We start from the raw sequence: 16,282 nt of genomic DNA on the forward strand, positions 1-16,282 counted from the left end.
AAAGAACCAACCCCTTCAAAGGATTGGTTCTCTTTCATTTAGAAGATTTTCCGATAACAGATAATAGATAACAGTTAACCTAATATTACTTATTTCTAAAAACTAACTCATCATTAAAGGAGTCGAGTAAAATCATACTTTCAGCTTTAACGTTACCCGATAAGATTTCTTTTGACAGCTTGTTCAATACTTCTCGCTGCACTACGCGTTTTACTGGTCTTGCTCCGAATTGCGGATCAAATCCTTTGCGTGCTAAGAATTCTTTTGCTTCTTTTGTTGCTTCCAAGTGAATATTTTGTTCGTTTAACATTTTCATTACTCCTTGTAATTGAATATCAACAATTTGAAGTATGTTGTCTTGAGTTAGAGGTGTAAACATCACCACTTCATCAATACGGTTTAAGAACTCTGGACGTACCGATTGTTTTAATACGTTCAGCACTTCTTCTTTTGCTTCTTCAGCGGCTTGTTCACTATCGTTGATTAGTTCAAACTTCTCTTGAATAATAGAACTCCCCATGTTTGATGTCATAATGATAATCGTGTTTTTAAAGTCAGCCAAGCGCCCTTTGTTGTCTGTTAAACGTCCTTCATCTAATACTTGAAGGAGAATATTAAACGTATCTGGGTGCGCTTTTTCAATCTCATCTAAGAGCACAACGGAATACGGTTTTCTGCGTACCGCTTCTGTTAACTGTCCTCCTTCATCATAGCCTACATATCCTGGAGGCGCTCCAACTAATCGACTTACACTATGGCGTTCTGAATATTCACTCATATCAATACGCGTCATGGCATTTTCATCATCAAAGAGATACGTTGCTAACGCTTTGGCTAGTTCTGTCTTACCAACTCCCGTTGTACCTAAGAATAGGAAAGACCCAATTGGTTTTTTCGGATCTTGTAATCCAGCTCTACTTCGACGTACAGCATCGCTAATGGCTTCAATGGCTTCTTCTTGACCTACCACGCGTTTGTGTAGTTCATCTTCCAAGTGGAGGAGTTTTTCCCTCTCGCTTTGCAGCATTTTAGTTACAGGTACTCCGGTCCATTTTGCAACAACTTCGGCAATATCATCACTAGTTACTTCCTCCTTAATGAGCGAATGTCCTTTTTGATTCTCTTCGAGTTGCGCTTGTGCGTGTTCTAATTCTTCTTGCGCTTGTTTAATCTTTCCATAGCGCAATTCTGCAACCTTGCCATAATCTCCCTCGCGTTCTGCCTTCTCAGCTTCTAATTTGAAGGATTCTATCTCTTGTTTGCAGGCTTGCACACGATCGACAACTTCCTTCTCTGATTGCCATTTCGCAAAAATCTCATTGCGTTCTTCTTTCAAATTGGCAAGCTCCAAACCTAGAAGCTTTAATTTATCTTCGTCATTTTCTCTCTTAATCGCTTCGATTTCAATCTCTAACTGCATTATTTTTCGATCTAACACATCGAGTTCTTCGGGTTTAGAGTTGATTTCCATACGTAATTTTGCCGCTGCTTCATCCATTAAGTCAATAGCTTTATCCGGTAAAAAACGATTGGTAATATAGCGTTCAGATAGGTTAACTGCCGCAATAATAGCCTCGTCTTTGATGCGAACTTTATGGTGTGCTTCGTATTTTTCTTTGATTCCACGTAAAATTGAAATCGCACTTTCGGTATCAGGTTCATCGACGATGACCTTTTGGAAACGGCGTTCAAGGGCTTTATCTTTTTCAAAATACTTTTGATATTCATCTAAAGTTGTCGCACCAATAGAGCGCAGTTCACCACGAGCTAATGCGGGTTTTAAGATGTTGGCAGCATCCATTGCACCATCGCCCCCTCCAGCACCAACTAAGGTGTGAATCTCATCAATGAACAAAATAATTTGCCCTTCTGAAGTAGTTACTTCTTTTACCACTGATTTCAATCGCTCCTCAAACTCTCCTTTGTATTTGGCACCTGCAATTAAGGCCCCCATATCCAGTGAAAAGATCTGTTTGTCTTTTAAGTTTTCAGGGACGTCTTGTTGAATAATACGATGTGCGAGTCCTTCTGCAATAGCTGTTTTACCCACTCCCGGTTCACCAATTAACATGGGATTATTTTTTGTTCGACGGCTCAAGATTTGCAAGACACGGCGAATTTCTTCATCACGTCCAATAACAGGATCTAATTTTCCTTCATACGCTAATTGCGTTAGGTTATTGGCGTATTTGTTTAAGGAATTATAGGTTTCCTCAGCAGAAGCAGAGGTTACACGTGCTCCATTGCGAATCTCTTGAATAGCTGCTTCCATTTGTTTTTCCGTGGCGCCTTGATCTTTTAGCATCTGAGCAACCGTGCTTTTCGATTTGAAAATGGCGAGTAAAAGATGCTCAATAGAAACGTACTCATCTTTCATTTTCGCAGCGATAGCTTGTGCTTCAGTCAGAGCAGTGGCCGCTTCTCTAGATAAGCCAATCTGTCCACCCTCAACTTTTGAAAAACGCTGAATAGCCGCATCTAATGCCGATTTAAAAACATCGATATTGACGTTTAGTTTCTTTAAAATAAAGGGAGTAACGTTTTCATCCACCTCTAAAATAGCTTTAAAAAGGTGCTCGTTCTCTATTTGTTGTTGCCCTAATCCTTGTACTAACACTTGTGCACGCTGTAGGGCTTCCTGTGATTTTATTGTAAAATTATTCAAATTCATCTTTTTCTTTTTTTTGTGTTGTACTATTCTTTTTACAAGATGTATTCCAATTCTAAATTTACGACTTTCTGTCCAAAAAAATTCCTATATTTGTATGAAATCGTGACAAAAAGTCATAGATTTGATTGATAACGTACTACTTAACTGAAAAAATGTCTTATGAACTGGATTGAACTTACTGAAACTTCTACTTTATCGGAATTAATAGCCAATACGTCAAGTAAACCCTATCTTATTTTTAAGGATAGTCCGACGTGTTATATCAGTAAAATGGCCTTGAGAAATTTTGAAGCTTCTTTTTCGAATCCAACGCAAGTAGATTGCTATAAGGTAGATGTAAAAAAAGACCGTTTAGTTTCTCTTGATATTGCTGACCGATTTCAAGTACAACATGAGTCTCCCCAATTGTTAATCATCGCAGGAGGCAAGGTGGTATATCATACCTCACATGAGGGAATTGATGCAGCAGCAACAGAAAAATTACTCTTGCGTTTATAACCCAACGAGCAGCACATAAAAAAAGTCTATAACTAGAGTTATAGACTTTTTATCTTTTGATACACTGCTTAGTCGTAAGGAAACAACATAAAAAAACTAAGCATGGGGACTTGTTGTATTTGTTTACGAGGGTAAAGTACTTGTATCTCCAGTGGTCGCACAAGTTTTATTGGGTGAACCAGCTTGTTTATTGAGGGAATCACAACGTTGCGCTGTTGTATTGTCTAATCTATAGTTGCTGTTGGATATAAGCGCTTGCAGTAGGTCTTTAGATCATCGACTAGTTTTTTTTCTCTTTGTTTGGTGTAATATGCAATAATATAGCGAAGATAAGCTTCACTAGGTTGAAATTCAAAGTGTAGATTTTGACTCAAACGCGCAAAAGACGCTTCGATCAGTTGCGGATTGTCGGGTAGTGCTTTAAAATTAAGGGGGTAATCTTCAAAGATATAGCGCAACCCATCGAGATTGCCCTTCAAAGGTATACTACCGTGATTTTCACCCGCATATTGTTTATACTGATAATGCAAGCCTTTAGGTGTTTGTTGTTGAATCATCGCATGAAACGCCTGAATAGCGCTATAATGTTCTTCTAGATGCCCTTTGTTTTCACTGTCACCGACTTGCGTCAAGAAAACTTTTCGATGTTGAAAATCCTTTGTTTTTTGTGCTTCATAGGCTTTTAGTATATAGCGGTCATCCCACCAAATACTCGGATCGTGAATGATATAGGCTTGAAACATCGCAGTGTAATTCAATAAATTATTCAAAGCAGTAATCCCGCCAAAGGAATGTCCAATGAGAATAGCATAGTCGTTGGCTCTAAACGATTGATGTACAAATGGTTTAACTTCTTGTTCTAAGAATTGAAAGAAAGCTGCATTTCCACCAGCCTCTCCTTGTATTTTAGCCTTTTGTTCCGCAGTCATTACTTCTTCCTTACGGGAAGTCGGAGTTAAATCTCTTGTTCGATTGGTATTGACAATACCTACGACTATCATCTCTGGAATAGACGGATAAGGATATTTGGCTAATTTCTCAATATAAGCCGTTAGATAATGGAAGTTACTCTCACTGTCCAGGAGGTATACCACAGGGTAGTGTTGTGGGGTTAGGCTACTATCGGTATAGGTTTTTGGAAGGTAAATTTGAATTTTTCGATCTTCATTTAAAATAGCAGAAGAGAGGGTATACTCTTGACCAATAGTGATGCTAGTTTGCGCTGATAGAAAAGGGGTAGAAAGTAAAAAGACAAATAACCCTAAAAAACGCAGGAACGATAGTTTCATTCTTTTTTAATTTGTTTTAAAAGGCAAAGATAATTGTTTATATTTATTCTAAATAAATAAAAATGTAAATTCTAATCCAAACGATAGCGCATTGTTGTGTGAACAATTTCAAATTCTTGTTCGAGATAGAGTTGCAATGCTTTTGAATTTTGCTTCAATACAAGTAGTTCAATATAGTCGACTCGTTTGAGTTGGGCCCAATCTTTTACCGCTTGAATAAGTAGTTTACCAATACCTTGATTGCGATGGGTTTCTTCTACATAGAGATCTGCAAAGTTGAGATAACGATGTGGAACAAGACATTCATAAGGAAGCGTTTGTTCGATAAAAAGAGCAGTCATGCCAATAATACGGTTTTGATCTAAGGCGAGAATAAATTCGCAATCATCCTCTTCAATGGTTTCCTGTAAAAAAGAAAGATCAGGGAGATCAGCTTTAAAAGAGTAGGGTTGGTGACGCTGTAAATCAGCGAATTGCTTTTGATAAAGCAACTGAAGATCTTGCATATCTGCTAGAACTGCGGGACGAATAATCATTTTATTTATTTTGTTTTTAAATGTACAGTAAAAATTAGAATACAGCAGAAACTCTTGTTGATTTATTGACTCAAGTCAAGAAAAAGCAAACAAGAGAATGATACCTTTGTTTATATGAATTTATACACCATATTAAAAAAAATAAAGCCGTTTATACAACCGTATAGAGGATTAGTTATAGGAACCTTAGTCTTAACAGCCGTAGGCTCCATAGCCGTTCAAGTTAACGCCTTAGTACTTCGCTATTTAGTTGATTCGTTGACGGCTGTTGTTAATAAAGAAGAAACGCTACATTGGGGATTTGAGGTCTTGTTGTGGAGCAGTGTGATTCTAATTGTTAAAGAGATCGCTTTTAGCTGTGTTCAATTTGGGCAACGATATTTCGGAGAAAAATTGCGTATTTACACATCACGGGATATTTCTCAACTGGTGGTTGAACGCATTTTGACGTTTAAAATGGCGTTTTATACCTCTGAAGAAAATGACAGCGGTAAGTTACAAACACGTATAGACCAAGGAATCAGTAGCATTACGCGTTTAGTACAGAATTTCTTTATCGATATTTTACCGCTATTTGCCAATGCAATTGTTGCTTTATTCTTTATTTACTCTGCCAATGTTTATATTGGTTTAGTCAGTACAGCCATGATTCCGTTGTACTTTTATGTAAGCCAGAAACAAGCCAAAAAACTAAAGGGCTTTAGACGTAAAATGCGCAGTTATCACGAGAACAAAAACAATGGAATTATTTCGTTAATCAACTCTATTACAGTTATTAAATCCTTTGTACGTGAACCTTTGGAATCTAAAAAACACGAGGAGATTCAATATGATATGACCGAGAATCAGCTGTACACCCGAAAAATGAGCTTTGTCTTTGATTCCATAAAGAGTTTTATCGAACAGTTTGGATTGGTTGTGATTATTCTATTGACTACTTATTTTGTATTGAAAGGGCAAATGAGTGTGGGAATGATTATGTTTCACGTGTTGTTATTTAATAACGTTACAGCACCAATACGTCAATTGCACCGCATTTATGACGATGTCAATGATGCGATGATTTATTCTGAAAGTTTCTTTGAAATAATCGAAGCCCAAGAGGAAGAGTCTTCAGGAACCTATATTCCTCAAAAAATTACAGGGCGAATTGAATTGAAAAACGTATCCTTCAATTATCCAAACGGAACAAAAGCATTAAAAGACGTTTCGATGCTAATTGAACCGAATAAAACAACCGCATTAGTTGGATTGAGTGGAGCAGGAAAAAGCACAATAATCAATTTACTGGATAAGTTCTATGAACCAAGCCAAGGACAAATTCTATTAGATGGAGTGGATTTAAGAGACTATAACACCAAAGAATTGCGTAAACACATTGGCTTAGTACTGCAGAAAAATCATATTTTTCAAGGAAGTATCGAAGAGAATATTCGCTATGGAGATGAAAATGCCACGTTAGAGCAAGTGATTGAAGCAGCTAAAAAAGCCTATATACACGAGCAAATTGTCGATTTACCACTAGGATATGAATCTGATGCGCGTTTACTCTCAGGCGGTCAACAACAACGAATAGCCATTGCGCGTTTATTCTTGAAAGATCCCGCTATTATCTTCTTAGATGAACCGACAGCAAGTCTAGATGCAATCGCTACTGAACAAATTAAACGAAGCTTAGACGCTATTAAAGAAAATAGAACCGTTATTATTGTTTCTCATAGTATCTCTCAAATAATTGATGCCCATCATATTGTGGTTATGGAAAAAGGAGAAGTAGTGGAAAGTGGCATCCATGAAGTGCTGTATGAAAATAAACAAACCTATCATGAGATATTCTCTGCCATGGCTAATAGTTTGAATCTTGAAAAAATCTCTCAAACGTTGAGTTAGTGAACAGTGAACAGTTAACAGTAACCAGAAAATAATCTAATGCAAGAAAAGCTAGTCCTTTGTAGGATTAGCTTTTTTGTTTGTACGTTGTTTGAACAGTTGACAGTTAATGGTGAACAGTTAACGGTGAACGGTAGATTTTTCTAAAATAGGTGTATTTTCTTTAAAAGAGGAATCTCACCATCTATTTCACCTAGTTTATATTGGTTTTGGTGTTCGATGAATCTTCACTGCGTTACGATTTTCACTGCGTTACGATTTCATCATCTCACCACCTCAACGAACAACGAACAATGAACAATGAACAACGAACAATGAACAACGAACAACGAACAACGAACAACGAACAATGAACAACGAACAATGAACAATGAACAATGAACAATGAACAATGAACAATGAACAATGAACAATGAACAATGAACAATGAACAACAAATAACCTCTTTTTTTGACCTATATCAATGTTTTTAGACGTAGATAAGCTGAATTTTACCTCAGTAAAAAACATAAAATATGAATAGTAAATATTACAAGTACGTTAATACCTTATTTGTGGTTGTTCCGATGACCTTAATTATGGCATTTGTAGGATTGATCAGAAATTACGGCTTTGAGGAAGGTTGGTTTTTTATGTTCTTAAAAGCGTGGAGTGTTATGTTGCCGGCGGCGTATGCATCAGCGTTTCTTATCATTCCACGAGCTAGAAAATACGCAGAACAATTAATTAAAAAATAAAATGGAAGACAAACTACAAGCATTTGGAAAGAGCAGTCAAGAACGTGTAGAACGTGCTTTAAGCTTTCTAAAAGTTGGAAAAGGAGTATTGTTATTAGATGATCACAATAGAGAGAACGAGGCAGATGTAATCTTTTCTGCGCATTTAATGTCAGAGCAAGATATGGCACTATTAATCCGTTATTGTAGTGGTGTGATCTGTTTGTGTTTAACCAATGAAAAAGCAGATACCTTAGCCTTACCTTATATGGTAACTGAGAATACGAGTCAGTTTCAAACGCCATTTACCATTACTATTGAAGCGGCAAAAGGTGTGACGACTGGACTTTCAGCTGCTGATCGATTAACAACTGTACGTGCAGCAAGTAATAAAAACGCCAAGTCCGAAGATTTGTCTCGACCTGTACATATCTTTCCTTTACGTGCAAAGAAAGGGGGAGTATTAGAGCGCAATGGACATACAGAGGGGAGTGTTGACCTAATGAAACTAGCGGGTTTACCTCCAGAAGCCGTTTTATGTGAATTGATGAATGACGACGGCACAATGGCGCGTTTACCGGAAGCTATTGAATTTGCTGTAGAACACAAAATGACCGTGCTAACTATCGCAGATATCGGGTATTATCGTACTTTTGATAGTGAAAAATAACACAATGAAGCAATTAATAACCTACATCCAAGAGCGAATTGACGTTACAGCGGAAGAATTAGACCTAATTTTGTCTTTTTTTACCTACGAAAAGATCAAGAAAGGCGAGCAACTCAATGCGGGAATTGGGCAAACACAGAAATTGTATTTTGTGTGTAAAGGTTGTTTACGCATTTTTTACATCAATGAAGCAGGACAAGATGCTACGCGTTTTTTTGCTTTTGAAAATCAATTTGCAACAACATTGGTCAACTTTATCCAAGGAAATAGTGCAGATGAGTATATGCAAGCCCTAGAAGAAAGTGATGTTTATGTTATTTCACATCATCATTTTTATGAGTTACTCGATTTAGTACCCCAATGGGAGAAGTTCTATCGCAAGTATTTAGAGTTTGCTTATATCAACAACACCAGCAGGTTGTTTGCCATGGTTACCATGGATGCTGCAAAGCGTTATCAAGACTTACTCTGTCAAAGTCCACAAATTGTTAGACGATTACCCAATAAAATTGTTGCTTCTTATCTTAGGGTTTCTCAAGAGACTTTAAGTCGAATTAAAGCAAAATAAACAGATTATACATTTAATTTCCGAGCTTATCACAGCACTTGCTGTGATAAGCTTTTTTTATGAAAAAAAGCGCATTATGCGATTTATTAAAAACAACGTGTTTCTTGCTTTCTTTTGTGAATTTTTAAGTAAAAAACATCCTTCGTCAAACTATATGTAAAAACACAAATTGTTTGCTCAATTTGTTAAGGTTTAAGTTATTTTTAAAATAAATTTTCAGTAAAAACACATCAAAGATTAATAACAGGTAAAACGATTGTAAATAAAGGCTTTACAATCGTTTTTTGATTTTTTTGTAATGAGGTAAAAAGCAGTAAAAAGCGAGGTTTGGCAAAAGTAAGGTTACTAAAACGTTACTTTTAAACATTAGAAGAAATAGTTTTAAAATGCTGTATTTCAGCTTTCTGCATGGTTTTTCATATTGTTCCGTAGCTCACATAGGTTTAATTTTATCATTAAGAATTGTGAGTATGGAAACGACAAAAAAATCAACGTTTAAGGTATTGTTTTACCTTAAAAAGAATGCCCCGAAGAAAAACGGAAAAGTTACGGTTATGTGCAGGATTACCGTAAACGGCAAACAGTCTGCATTTAGCACCAAGCTGGATATTTCCGCAACAAATTGGGATTTGAAGTACGGCAGGGTTTTAGGTAAAAGCCGAGAAGCCCAAGAAACAAACAGTAAACTCGACAAAATCCGTTTGGGTATTGAGGAATGCTATTCCAAAATTTTAAAGAATGAAGGAGCTGTAAACAGTGCTAAACTTAAAAATTCCTTTCTTGGAATGGAAAGCGGAGAACTGACCTTTTTCAAATTTTATGAACAGTTCCTTTCCGATTATGAGAAAAAGGTCAATAACGGACTTCGGGTAAATGGTACACGCAGTAAGTACAAAACACTGTTAAAGCATCTACGAAATTTTGCACTGACAAAATACGGTTATTCCGATGTGTCTTTTAACGACCTTACCCCTGATTTTGTACAGGAATTTGATTACTACCTGCGTGACGCCCAAAGCTTGACGCACAACACCATTTGGCTGTATATGATTGGCTTTACCACGCTTTGCCGTTTGGCAATGAGCAGAAAACAACTTGCTTTTAATCCGTTCAGCGAATATAAGAACACCAAAAAGGACAAAGACAGAGGTTACCTGCTACGGAACGAGTTGGAACAGCTCGTAACATTCAACTGCGAGAAAAAGAAAGACGAATTGGTTAAAGATTTGTTTGTTTTCAGTTGCTTTACAGGATTGTCTTATTCAGATATGAAAGGGCTTAGAAACAGAAATATTCAGGATTTCTTTGATGGCAATCAATGGATTATCGTACGCAGAAAGAAAACGACTACATCATCAAACGTGATGTTGTTGGATATTCCGAAAATGATTATCGAAAAATATGCAGGATTTACAAAGGACGGCAAGGTGTTTCCTGTACCATCAAACACCGTCTGCAATGATAGTTTGAAACGAATATCTCAACAGATTGACTGCCTTAAAGAAAAGAAAGTAACCTTTCATTTGGCACGCCATACGTTTGCCACGCTGTTTTTGAGTGAAGGCGTTCCACTCGAAAGTTTGAGCAAGATGTTGGGGCATAAAAATATTGCCACCACACAGATTTATGCCAAGATACTTAACGAGAAAGTTGGTAAGGATATGCAAAAGGTATCTCATAAATTCAAAGGTATGGAGCAGTCTTTTGTAGCAAGCCTTTAACACTATATCACAATTCCTTAGAACACCACAGCCCACCGCTTAAAGCAGTGGGCTGTTTCTTTAATTGACCGATACGGTTACAGTTTCAGATAGTTGGCTAACGTTGATAATTATCTTCCAATACTTTAATAATATCACTCTCACGAAACAAGATTTTCCGTTCGAGCTTGATAAAAGGTATCAGTCCATCATCTCTGTACTGTTGTAATGTCCGTTTGCTGATGTGGAGCATCTCGCAAACCTGTTCGCCTGACAGATAAATTTCTCCTTTTAAGAGCGGGTGAAAATATTCCCTTATATACAACAGTTCATTTTTAATGCCTACTACAGCTTCGAGCAGGACAAGCATATCCTCGTTTGAATTTCCAATCTGTTTCATTTCTTTTGCTTTTTTAATGGTCGCTCTCCCTGCATTAGTAATTCCACTTCGGATAATCTGAAATAGGTTTTCCGATTGATTTGCGTTGCCCCAAGAATGCCTTTTGCCCTGTACGTCTGCAACGTTCTTTTGCTGATATTGAGCAGTTGGCAGGCTTCCTGTTGGTCGAGCCATTTTGTTGCCTGTTGCAATGCTTTGTAGGGTACAGTTATTTCCGAAATCAATAAAGAAACTTCCTTTACTTCCCTATGCAATGCTTTCAAAATCTGAATGTCTAAAACTGTTATTTCCATATTCTAATCAATTTAGACTTCAAATGTATAAGGTACTTATACAGGGCGTTTCAATGTTGCTGTCAGAGGTAGCATTTGGCGTACAGTTGCCAAATACGGTATTACAATCCTAATTTTGGTTTATTGTTTTTCGGGCGAGCCTGTTGCTGTTTGATTCTATTGTCAATTCTCAAAGCTGGTTTTTTGTTGGTTTGTACAGTCTGACTTTTTCTATCGTTTTTGAAATCTGAACGCATAATCGTTTTTGTTGCACCTATTACGCTTTCGGGTTCGGTAGTCTGTTTTTGTTGTTCAACACGCTTGCCACCGAATAGTCTGCCCAGACCTAAACCCTTTGTATCTTTGAATTGACGTTTAAAGTTGGTAATAAAATTGGAAATCGGGTCGCTTTGCTTATCGACCTGCATAAAAGGAGCATTCTTTTTCTTCTCGGATAGCTCGTTTTCTTTACGCTCTTTGTTGGTATTTACTTTTTGTGCCATAGGTTCAAAATTTCCCCCAATATAGAACACAAGAAAATGTATTATTTTCATTTGGCTTTATGTGGCAGTATTTGGCTTATATTGGCACAATAGCAAAGAAAGCAATCCTTAAAACACTTTAAATTTTCCTCGCAAAGCCCTCACAGATTTAAAGAGTTTTCTACGGATAAAGAAAAGCATACCAAAAACACCCTATCCTTATCCCTTACGTGTTTTTCGTACCCTTTCTTTGATTGGAATGGATTAAAAAAGAATAAAAAGGTCGCAAAGATAAAGCGGACAGTCACCGCACCACCCAACCAAAAGCTTACGGCATAATGGCAGGGCAAAAAGGTGGCTTCGCCGAGTTGTTTGATTGCCCTGCCACCCTTCGGGATTTATTCCGTTTCCTTTTGGTTTTTTCGCCTGTCCGCCTTGTTAAAATGGCTTTCTTTTTTTTCTGTTTTTTTGTTTTGGAAAATATTTTTTGAGAGAGAATTTCAGAACTATAATCAGCATATGCAGGATACCCCTTGTATCTATGGTTCGGGATACCCCGATTTCCTTTTCTTGACAAGTTGCGGAGCAAGAAAAGGAAGCAAAAAGAACTCCGCTATTGGGGTTGGAACTATTAGGCTAAAAGTCGTTGGATAAAAAAAAAGACAGGCTGATTTCTCAACCTATCCCTCTATAAGATTTTAATATTGTAATTTATATCCAATGGTAAGGCTTGTCCTTACGGTTCAGGTAGCAGTACATTTCTTCCTTTTTAAGTTCTGGGAAGAACCTCAATGCCCTATCAATTGCATAGTTGGGCAAAAAGTAAATTTCGTCACGGATTGCTTTGATAACCCTGCTATGACCATAGAAACGGACAAGCTCATCAATTTCATTGTGACCGCCACGTTCTATGATACGGGCTATAATAGTCTTGTAGGCTTTCTTAAAGTCCATTGCTTCGATGTCAAAATCCCAAAAAAACACTCGGTCAAGATTTGGAATGTCGTTATTTTTTTCTCTTAATTCCATATAGTAAAGATACGATTTTTTTAGTTGTTCATTGATTTTTCAACGCCTAAAGCCTCTACCTTTTTTCGGCAGATCGGGTATTTGTCCAAATTTTAAAGACGGATTAAGAACCGCCTTGTTTAAGCGTTCATTAATTTTTTCCATATCGGTCTCTTTACCTTTTAACAACTTAACTTTTGCTTCGTGGTCGATATTCTTGTGATACAATAATGCATATGTAGCCATTGCAGGATTACCGCCATATTTATTTTGATATGCTTCTAAATAGGTTCTTAACGGATGGTGTTCTAATAGAAAATGCATATCTATAAAATCCTTAATCCGTGTACCATTTTGGAAGATGGCGTGGAGCTTCATTGCCCCTATGTCCTCTAAGGATGCTAATCGTATCCCATCTTTTGTTTCAATGGGCTTTTGCCATGGATATTGATGCGAAAGAATATCAACTTTAATCTTATCTATATCAAGTAAGATTGTATTATTAAACATATCGTTTATCAATACCCGAGGATATTGAGTGACTAAATGTTTTAATAGCTTCTGTTCATCAAAGCCTTTGGTTGTAAAAAGGTCAATATCAATACTCAATCGGTGACCAATCTGTAGACTTAATGCAGTTCCCCCTACAAGGTTAAAATCTTTCAGCATTTCATCTTTCATTAGTGTCTGGAGAAGTTTCCACATCTCACTGCTGACTGTTTCTTTGTGTAGCATGATTTTTCGTTTTTCGGGAATTTAATCCCGAAAACGAAGCCTTTGCCCAAAGTGGTAGTCAGTGGCACTGTTTAGCGTTCATGGGCACAATGAGCGATGAATATCCAAAAGATTATATTGCTCTTTGCCTACACAAACCGTTATCAGAACAACGGCTTGTGCTTATCGTTATAGATTTCCTTAATCAGTTCTCCGAACTCCTGAAAGTGGTATTCGATAATATTATCCAGATAAGCATAAATTGTCAGCTTGTCAATTCCCATAATGTTGGTAAGCCTGTTAAATGTTTCGTGGTGTTCCTGCCGTACATAGACCGATTTGCCTTTGCTTGCATTTCTTTTAGGGATTTTAAAGAACGCTACGCAATAATCCTCTTTCGTCAACTTCCTTGGTTTTGAAACGGTTCTTTTGGTATTACCTGCAATCGTTTTTGTATCTTCTGTTTCTACAGGTTTTTCGTCTGTTTCAATTGCAGTAAGCTCATCACCATGCGGTAAGGTGTTCTGCCCCTGTTCAGGTTTTTTCTTTTCATCAGTTAGGAAATTTTCAATAGAAAAATTCTCTATTTCGGGTTGCTGATTTTTGTTTTCTTCGTGTATCATATCTCTTAATTTTAATATTATATCCAATTAGCTATTTGGCTAGCTAAGCAGTCAGTTGTATGGACTGTTACACCTATGTAACAACCTATCTACCTATGCACCTGCATACCCTTAATTAACTGTTTCCTTAACTGAAAAGTGTGCAATTCGTCTGCATTCAGTCACGCAGATTTGCTGTTGGGATTTATGCTGATTGATTACCTAGTTAAGGTTATAACCAATCAGCCAGCTAACCAGATACAAAGGAAACAAATGCAGTCTCAACCTAACTTAAGGTGGTATTCAAAGGCATTATTTGGCGTTCATTGTCGTGACTATAAACAACTGTTATTCAAATAGTCTTGCCGAAATTTGTAATGAAAGCGATGGGTTCTCCCTGCTAACTCCAATCCGTTTGCAAAACGGATTTTCTGAACTCCTGTTCAGAGCAAGTTATCTCTTGAGGTCCTCGAAATAAATTTCCGTACCTCAAGAGCACTTGCCCTTTCAGGGGGCTGGAAACGGCTCCGAAGTCGCTCGTTTGTGTAAAATTAAAAATAGATTTTATGGAAGAGAAAAACAGAAAACAGATTAGGAAAACAGGAAGAAAACCAAAGATTGCCCCTGCAGTCAATCGGTATTCCATCAACCTGAATGCAGAGGACAATGACAAATTTCTTGCTCTATTTGACCAGTCAGATATGAAAGTAATTGCTCATTTTATCACAGCATGTATATTTCAGAAGACGATAAAGACCGTCAAAATTGATATGGATGCTATCGAATAACACGAAAAGTTGACCCGATTTTTTAGCCAGTTCCGATCAATCGGAACAAATTACAATCAGATTGTGAAGATATTGTACCACAATTTTTCAGAGAAAAAAGCAGGAACCTACCTTTTTAAATTGGAAAAGAAAACCATAGAATTGGTACAAGTTACTAAAGAAGTCATCCGTTTGACACAGGAATTTGAAGAGAAGTATTTGAAAAAAGAGTAAAGTTATGATTGCAAAAATTGGAAAGGGAAGCAATATGTATGGTGCAATTCTGTACAATCAGCAGAAAGTGGACAATGAAAATGAAACGGTTCTGTTACTGAACAAGATACCCGACACAGTTGACGGTAAGTATTCCGTAGCTTATTTTAATAAATGCTTTGAGTCATATTTATCGGCAAACATCAAAACGGAAAAGACAGTAAGGCATATATCACTAAACCCAGATCCTGCGGATAAGGTTAACGACGAACAGTTTACCGAAATGGCTCAAGAGTATATGGAGCGTATGGGTTACGGCAGTCAACCTTATATTGTTTTCAAGCATACGGACATTGACCGAATGCATATTCATATCGTTTCAACCTGCGTAGGTATTGACGGAAAGAAAATACCCGATGATTACGACCACCCACGTTCAATGGCAATCTGTCGGGATTTAGAACAGAAATATAATCTGCAGAAAGCTACTGAACAAGAGCAGAAACAAGCCAACAAAATTTTCAAGCCTATAAATCATAAAAATGGTGACACCAAAAGTCAGATTGCTTCGGTAGTAAGGCATTTGCCGAAATATTATCAGTACACAAGTCTTGGAACATACAACGCTTTACTTTCGTTTTTTAATATCACAGTCGAAGAAGTCAAAGGAGAGCGGGACGGTCAATCTGTACACGGATTAGTATATTTCGCTTTGAACGACAAGGGAGAAAAGGTAAGCAATCGGTTCAAAGCATCGCTACTCGGAAAAGATGTAGGGGGTACACAACTGCAAAAACACTTTGAACAATCTAAAGAGAAAATGAAAACTACCCCTGTAAGGTCTGTTCTGAAAAACACAATTGAGCTTGCTATTCATACAACAAGTAACGAAGGGGAGTTTAAAAAACAATTAACTGAACAAGGAATTAATACGGTTATAAGACGTAATAATGAAGGGCGAATTTACGGAATGACCTTTATTGACCACGAAAGCCGTAGCGTTTGGAACGGCTCACAATTAGACAGAAACCTTTCAGCTAATATTTTTAACGATTGGTGGAACAAAGGCAATAAGCCCGAACTAAAAATACAAGACAGTGCTATTTCCAAAGCAAATACATTGGATAACCAACCAACAAAAGACCTCTTTGAGTTTCTCTCACAGGACCATTCGTCTAATTTTGATTTAAGTGTGTTCAGCCTGTTAACCCAAACACAGGTCGTGGATTACGAAGAAGAACAGTTTGCCAAACAAATGAAGAAGAAGGGAAGAAGAAAGTTATAAA

The 16,282-nt window shown here is 37.2% G+C and carries 16 protein-coding genes and 1 pseudogene; 8 read left to right on the forward strand and 9 right to left on the reverse strand.

Annotated elements, in window-relative coordinates:
* Positions 1-85: 85 nt before the first annotated feature.
* The gene (gene clpB / locus ACPDG9_RS03485) at positions 86-2,671 is read right to left on the reverse strand and encodes an ATP-dependent chaperone ClpB (protein ID WP_430526420.1); all 2,586 of its coding nucleotides are present in this window, start codon (positions 2,669-2,671) and stop codon (positions 86-88) included.
* 159 nt (positions 2,672-2,830) lie between these two features.
* Between clpB and ytxJ the strand changes: the two genes are divergently transcribed.
* The gene (ytxJ, locus tag ACPDG9_RS03490) at positions 2,831-3,169 is read left to right on the forward strand and encodes a bacillithiol system redox-active protein YtxJ (protein WP_430526421.1); all 339 of its coding nucleotides are present in this window, start codon (positions 2,831-2,833) and stop codon (positions 3,167-3,169) included.
* A gap of 224 nt (positions 3,170-3,393) precedes the next feature.
* Here the strand turns inward: ytxJ and ACPDG9_RS03495 are convergent, their stop codons facing one another.
* Both ACPDG9_RS03495 and ACPDG9_RS03500 read right to left on the reverse strand, forming a co-directional pair.
* Positions 3,394-4,458: an alpha/beta hydrolase gene (locus ACPDG9_RS03495; protein ID WP_430526422.1), complete on the reverse strand. Its 1,065-nt coding sequence runs from the start codon at positions 4,456-4,458 to the stop codon at positions 3,394-3,396.
* A 71-nt stretch (positions 4,459-4,529) separates the two neighbouring features.
* Positions 4,530-4,994: an N-acetyltransferase family protein gene (locus tag ACPDG9_RS03500; RefSeq protein WP_430526423.1), complete on the reverse strand. Its 465-nt coding sequence runs from the start codon at positions 4,992-4,994 to the stop codon at positions 4,530-4,532.
* 114 nt (positions 4,995-5,108) lie between these two features.
* On the opposite strand from ACPDG9_RS03500, the gene ACPDG9_RS03505 reads away from it, so the two are divergent.
* The 5 genes from ACPDG9_RS03505 to ACPDG9_RS03525 all read left to right on the forward strand — a co-directional run bounded on the left by ACPDG9_RS03505 (position 5,109) and on the right by ACPDG9_RS03525 (position 10,559).
* Positions 5,109-6,884: an ABC transporter ATP-binding protein gene (locus tag ACPDG9_RS03505; RefSeq protein ID WP_430526424.1), complete on the forward strand. Its 1,776-nt coding sequence runs from the start codon at positions 5,109-5,111 to the stop codon at positions 6,882-6,884.
* 515 nt (positions 6,885-7,399) lie between these two features.
* Positions 7,400-7,621, forward strand: a complete 222-nt coding sequence (locus ACPDG9_RS03510; protein WP_430526425.1) for a DUF2798 domain-containing protein — start codon at positions 7,400-7,402, stop codon at positions 7,619-7,621.
* Position 7,622: 1 nt separating this feature from the next.
* Positions 7,623-8,270 (forward strand): 3,4-dihydroxy-2-butanone-4-phosphate synthase, encoded by a 648-nt coding sequence (ribB, locus tag ACPDG9_RS03515; protein ID WP_430526426.1) that lies wholly within the window; start codon positions 7,623-7,625, stop codon positions 8,268-8,270.
* Positions 8,271-8,274: 4 nt separating this feature from the next.
* Positions 8,275-8,838 (forward strand): Crp/Fnr family transcriptional regulator, encoded by a 564-nt coding sequence (locus ACPDG9_RS03520; protein WP_430526427.1) that lies wholly within the window; start codon positions 8,275-8,277, stop codon positions 8,836-8,838.
* A gap of 470 nt (positions 8,839-9,308) precedes the next feature.
* On the forward strand, positions 9,309-10,559 hold the full coding sequence (locus ACPDG9_RS03525) for a site-specific integrase (protein WP_286385843.1): 1,251 nt from the start codon (positions 9,309-9,311) through the stop codon (positions 10,557-10,559).
* Between the two features lie 97 nt (positions 10,560-10,656).
* Here ACPDG9_RS03525 and ACPDG9_RS03530 read toward each other — a convergent pair whose 3' ends face one another.
* The 6 genes from ACPDG9_RS03530 to ACPDG9_RS03555 all read right to left on the reverse strand — a co-directional run bounded on the left by ACPDG9_RS03530 (position 10,657) and on the right by ACPDG9_RS03555 (position 14,037).
* On the reverse strand, positions 10,657-10,938 hold the full coding sequence (locus ACPDG9_RS03530) for a helix-turn-helix domain-containing protein (RefSeq protein WP_286385844.1): 282 nt from the start codon (positions 10,936-10,938) through the stop codon (positions 10,657-10,659).
* Positions 10,935-11,231, reverse strand: a complete 297-nt coding sequence (locus ACPDG9_RS03535; RefSeq protein WP_286385845.1) for a helix-turn-helix domain-containing protein — start codon at positions 11,229-11,231, stop codon at positions 10,935-10,937. Before ACPDG9_RS03535 ends, ACPDG9_RS03530 begins: the two co-directional genes overlap by 4 nt.
* A 101-nt stretch (positions 11,232-11,332) precedes the next feature.
* Complete coding sequence (locus ACPDG9_RS03540; RefSeq protein WP_286467707.1) at positions 11,333-11,713, reverse strand: hypothetical protein; 381 nt, start codon at positions 11,711-11,713, stop codon at positions 11,333-11,335.
* Positions 11,714-12,403: 690 nt separating this feature from the next.
* Positions 12,404-12,721 carry a DUF6922 domain-containing protein gene (locus ACPDG9_RS03545; protein WP_286385847.1) on the reverse strand — a complete coding sequence of 106 codons (318 nt, stop codon included), beginning with the start codon at positions 12,719-12,721 and terminating at the stop codon, positions 12,404-12,406.
* A gap of 39 nt (positions 12,722-12,760) precedes the next feature.
* Positions 12,761-13,435 carry a nucleotidyl transferase AbiEii/AbiGii toxin family protein gene (locus tag ACPDG9_RS03550; RefSeq protein ID WP_262908427.1) on the reverse strand — a complete coding sequence of 225 codons (675 nt, stop codon included), beginning with the start codon at positions 13,433-13,435 and terminating at the stop codon, positions 12,761-12,763.
* Between the two features lie 143 nt (positions 13,436-13,578).
* Positions 13,579-14,037, reverse strand: coding sequence for a DUF3408 domain-containing protein (locus tag ACPDG9_RS03555; RefSeq protein WP_286385848.1), 459 nt, complete (start codon positions 14,035-14,037; stop codon positions 13,579-13,581).
* Between the two features lie 545 nt (positions 14,038-14,582).
* On the opposite strand from ACPDG9_RS03555, the pseudogene mobA reads away from it, so the two are divergent.
* Positions 14,583-15,017: pseudogene (mobA, locus tag ACPDG9_RS03560) on the forward strand (conjugal transfer protein MobA).
* A 4-nt stretch (positions 15,018-15,021) separates the two neighbouring features.
* Positions 15,022-16,281 (forward strand): conjugal transfer protein MobB, encoded by a 1,260-nt coding sequence (gene mobB / locus ACPDG9_RS03565; RefSeq protein WP_286395974.1) that lies wholly within the window; start codon positions 15,022-15,024, stop codon positions 16,279-16,281.
* The last annotated feature ends 1 nt before the right edge of the window (position 16,282 follow it).

The sequence above is a fragment of the Myroides sp. C6-3 genome, from assembly GCF_050522425.1.
Lineage (GTDB): Bacteria > Bacteroidota > Bacteroidia > Flavobacteriales > Flavobacteriaceae > Flavobacterium.

Bases quoted from the DNA above. Each gene is read 5' to 3' on its own strand.
- ACPDG9_RS03510 (WP_430526425.1), top strand. From the start codon at position 7,400: ATGAATAGTAAATATTACAAGTACGTTAATACCTTATTTGTGGTTGTT.
- ACPDG9_RS03500 (WP_430526423.1), bottom strand. From the start codon at position 4,994: ATGATTATTCGTCCCGCAGTTCTAGCAGATATGCAAGATCTTCAGTTG.
- ribB (WP_430526426.1), top strand. From the start codon at position 7,623: ATGGAAGACAAACTACAAGCATTTGGAAAGAGCAGTCAAGAACGTGTA.
- ACPDG9_RS03495 (WP_430526422.1), bottom strand. From the start codon at position 4,458: ATGAAACTATCGTTCCTGCGTTTTTTAGGGTTATTTGTCTTTTTACTT.
- ACPDG9_RS03540 (WP_286467707.1), bottom strand. From the start codon at position 11,713: ATGGCACAAAAAGTAAATACCAACAAAGAGCGTAAAGAAAACGAGCTA.
- ytxJ (WP_430526421.1), top strand. From the start codon at position 2,831: ATGAACTGGATTGAACTTACTGAAACTTCTACTTTATCGGAATTAATA.
- ACPDG9_RS03530 (WP_286385844.1), bottom strand. From the start codon at position 10,938: ATGAAACAGATTGGAAATTCAAACGAGGATATGCTTGTCCTGCTCGAA.
- ACPDG9_RS03555 (WP_286385848.1), bottom strand. From the start codon at position 14,037: ATGATACACGAAGAAAACAAAAATCAGCAACCCGAAATAGAGAATTTT.
- ACPDG9_RS03520 (WP_430526427.1), top strand. From the start codon at position 8,275: ATGAAGCAATTAATAACCTACATCCAAGAGCGAATTGACGTTACAGCG.
- clpB (WP_430526420.1), bottom strand. From the start codon at position 2,671: ATGAATTTGAATAATTTTACAATAAAATCACAGGAAGCCCTACAGCGT.
- ACPDG9_RS03505 (WP_430526424.1), top strand. From the start codon at position 5,109: ATGAATTTATACACCATATTAAAAAAAATAAAGCCGTTTATACAACCG.
- ACPDG9_RS03525 (WP_286385843.1), top strand. From the start codon at position 9,309: ATGGAAACGACAAAAAAATCAACGTTTAAGGTATTGTTTTACCTTAAA.
- ACPDG9_RS03545 (WP_286385847.1), bottom strand. From the start codon at position 12,721: ATGGAATTAAGAGAAAAAAATAACGACATTCCAAATCTTGACCGAGTG.
- ACPDG9_RS03535 (WP_286385845.1), bottom strand. From the start codon at position 11,231: ATGGAAATAACAGTTTTAGACATTCAGATTTTGAAAGCATTGCATAGG.
- ACPDG9_RS03550 (WP_262908427.1), bottom strand. From the start codon at position 13,435: ATGCTACACAAAGAAACAGTCAGCAGTGAGATGTGGAAACTTCTCCAG.
- mobB (WP_286395974.1), top strand. From the start codon at position 15,022: ATGATTGCAAAAATTGGAAAGGGAAGCAATATGTATGGTGCAATTCTG.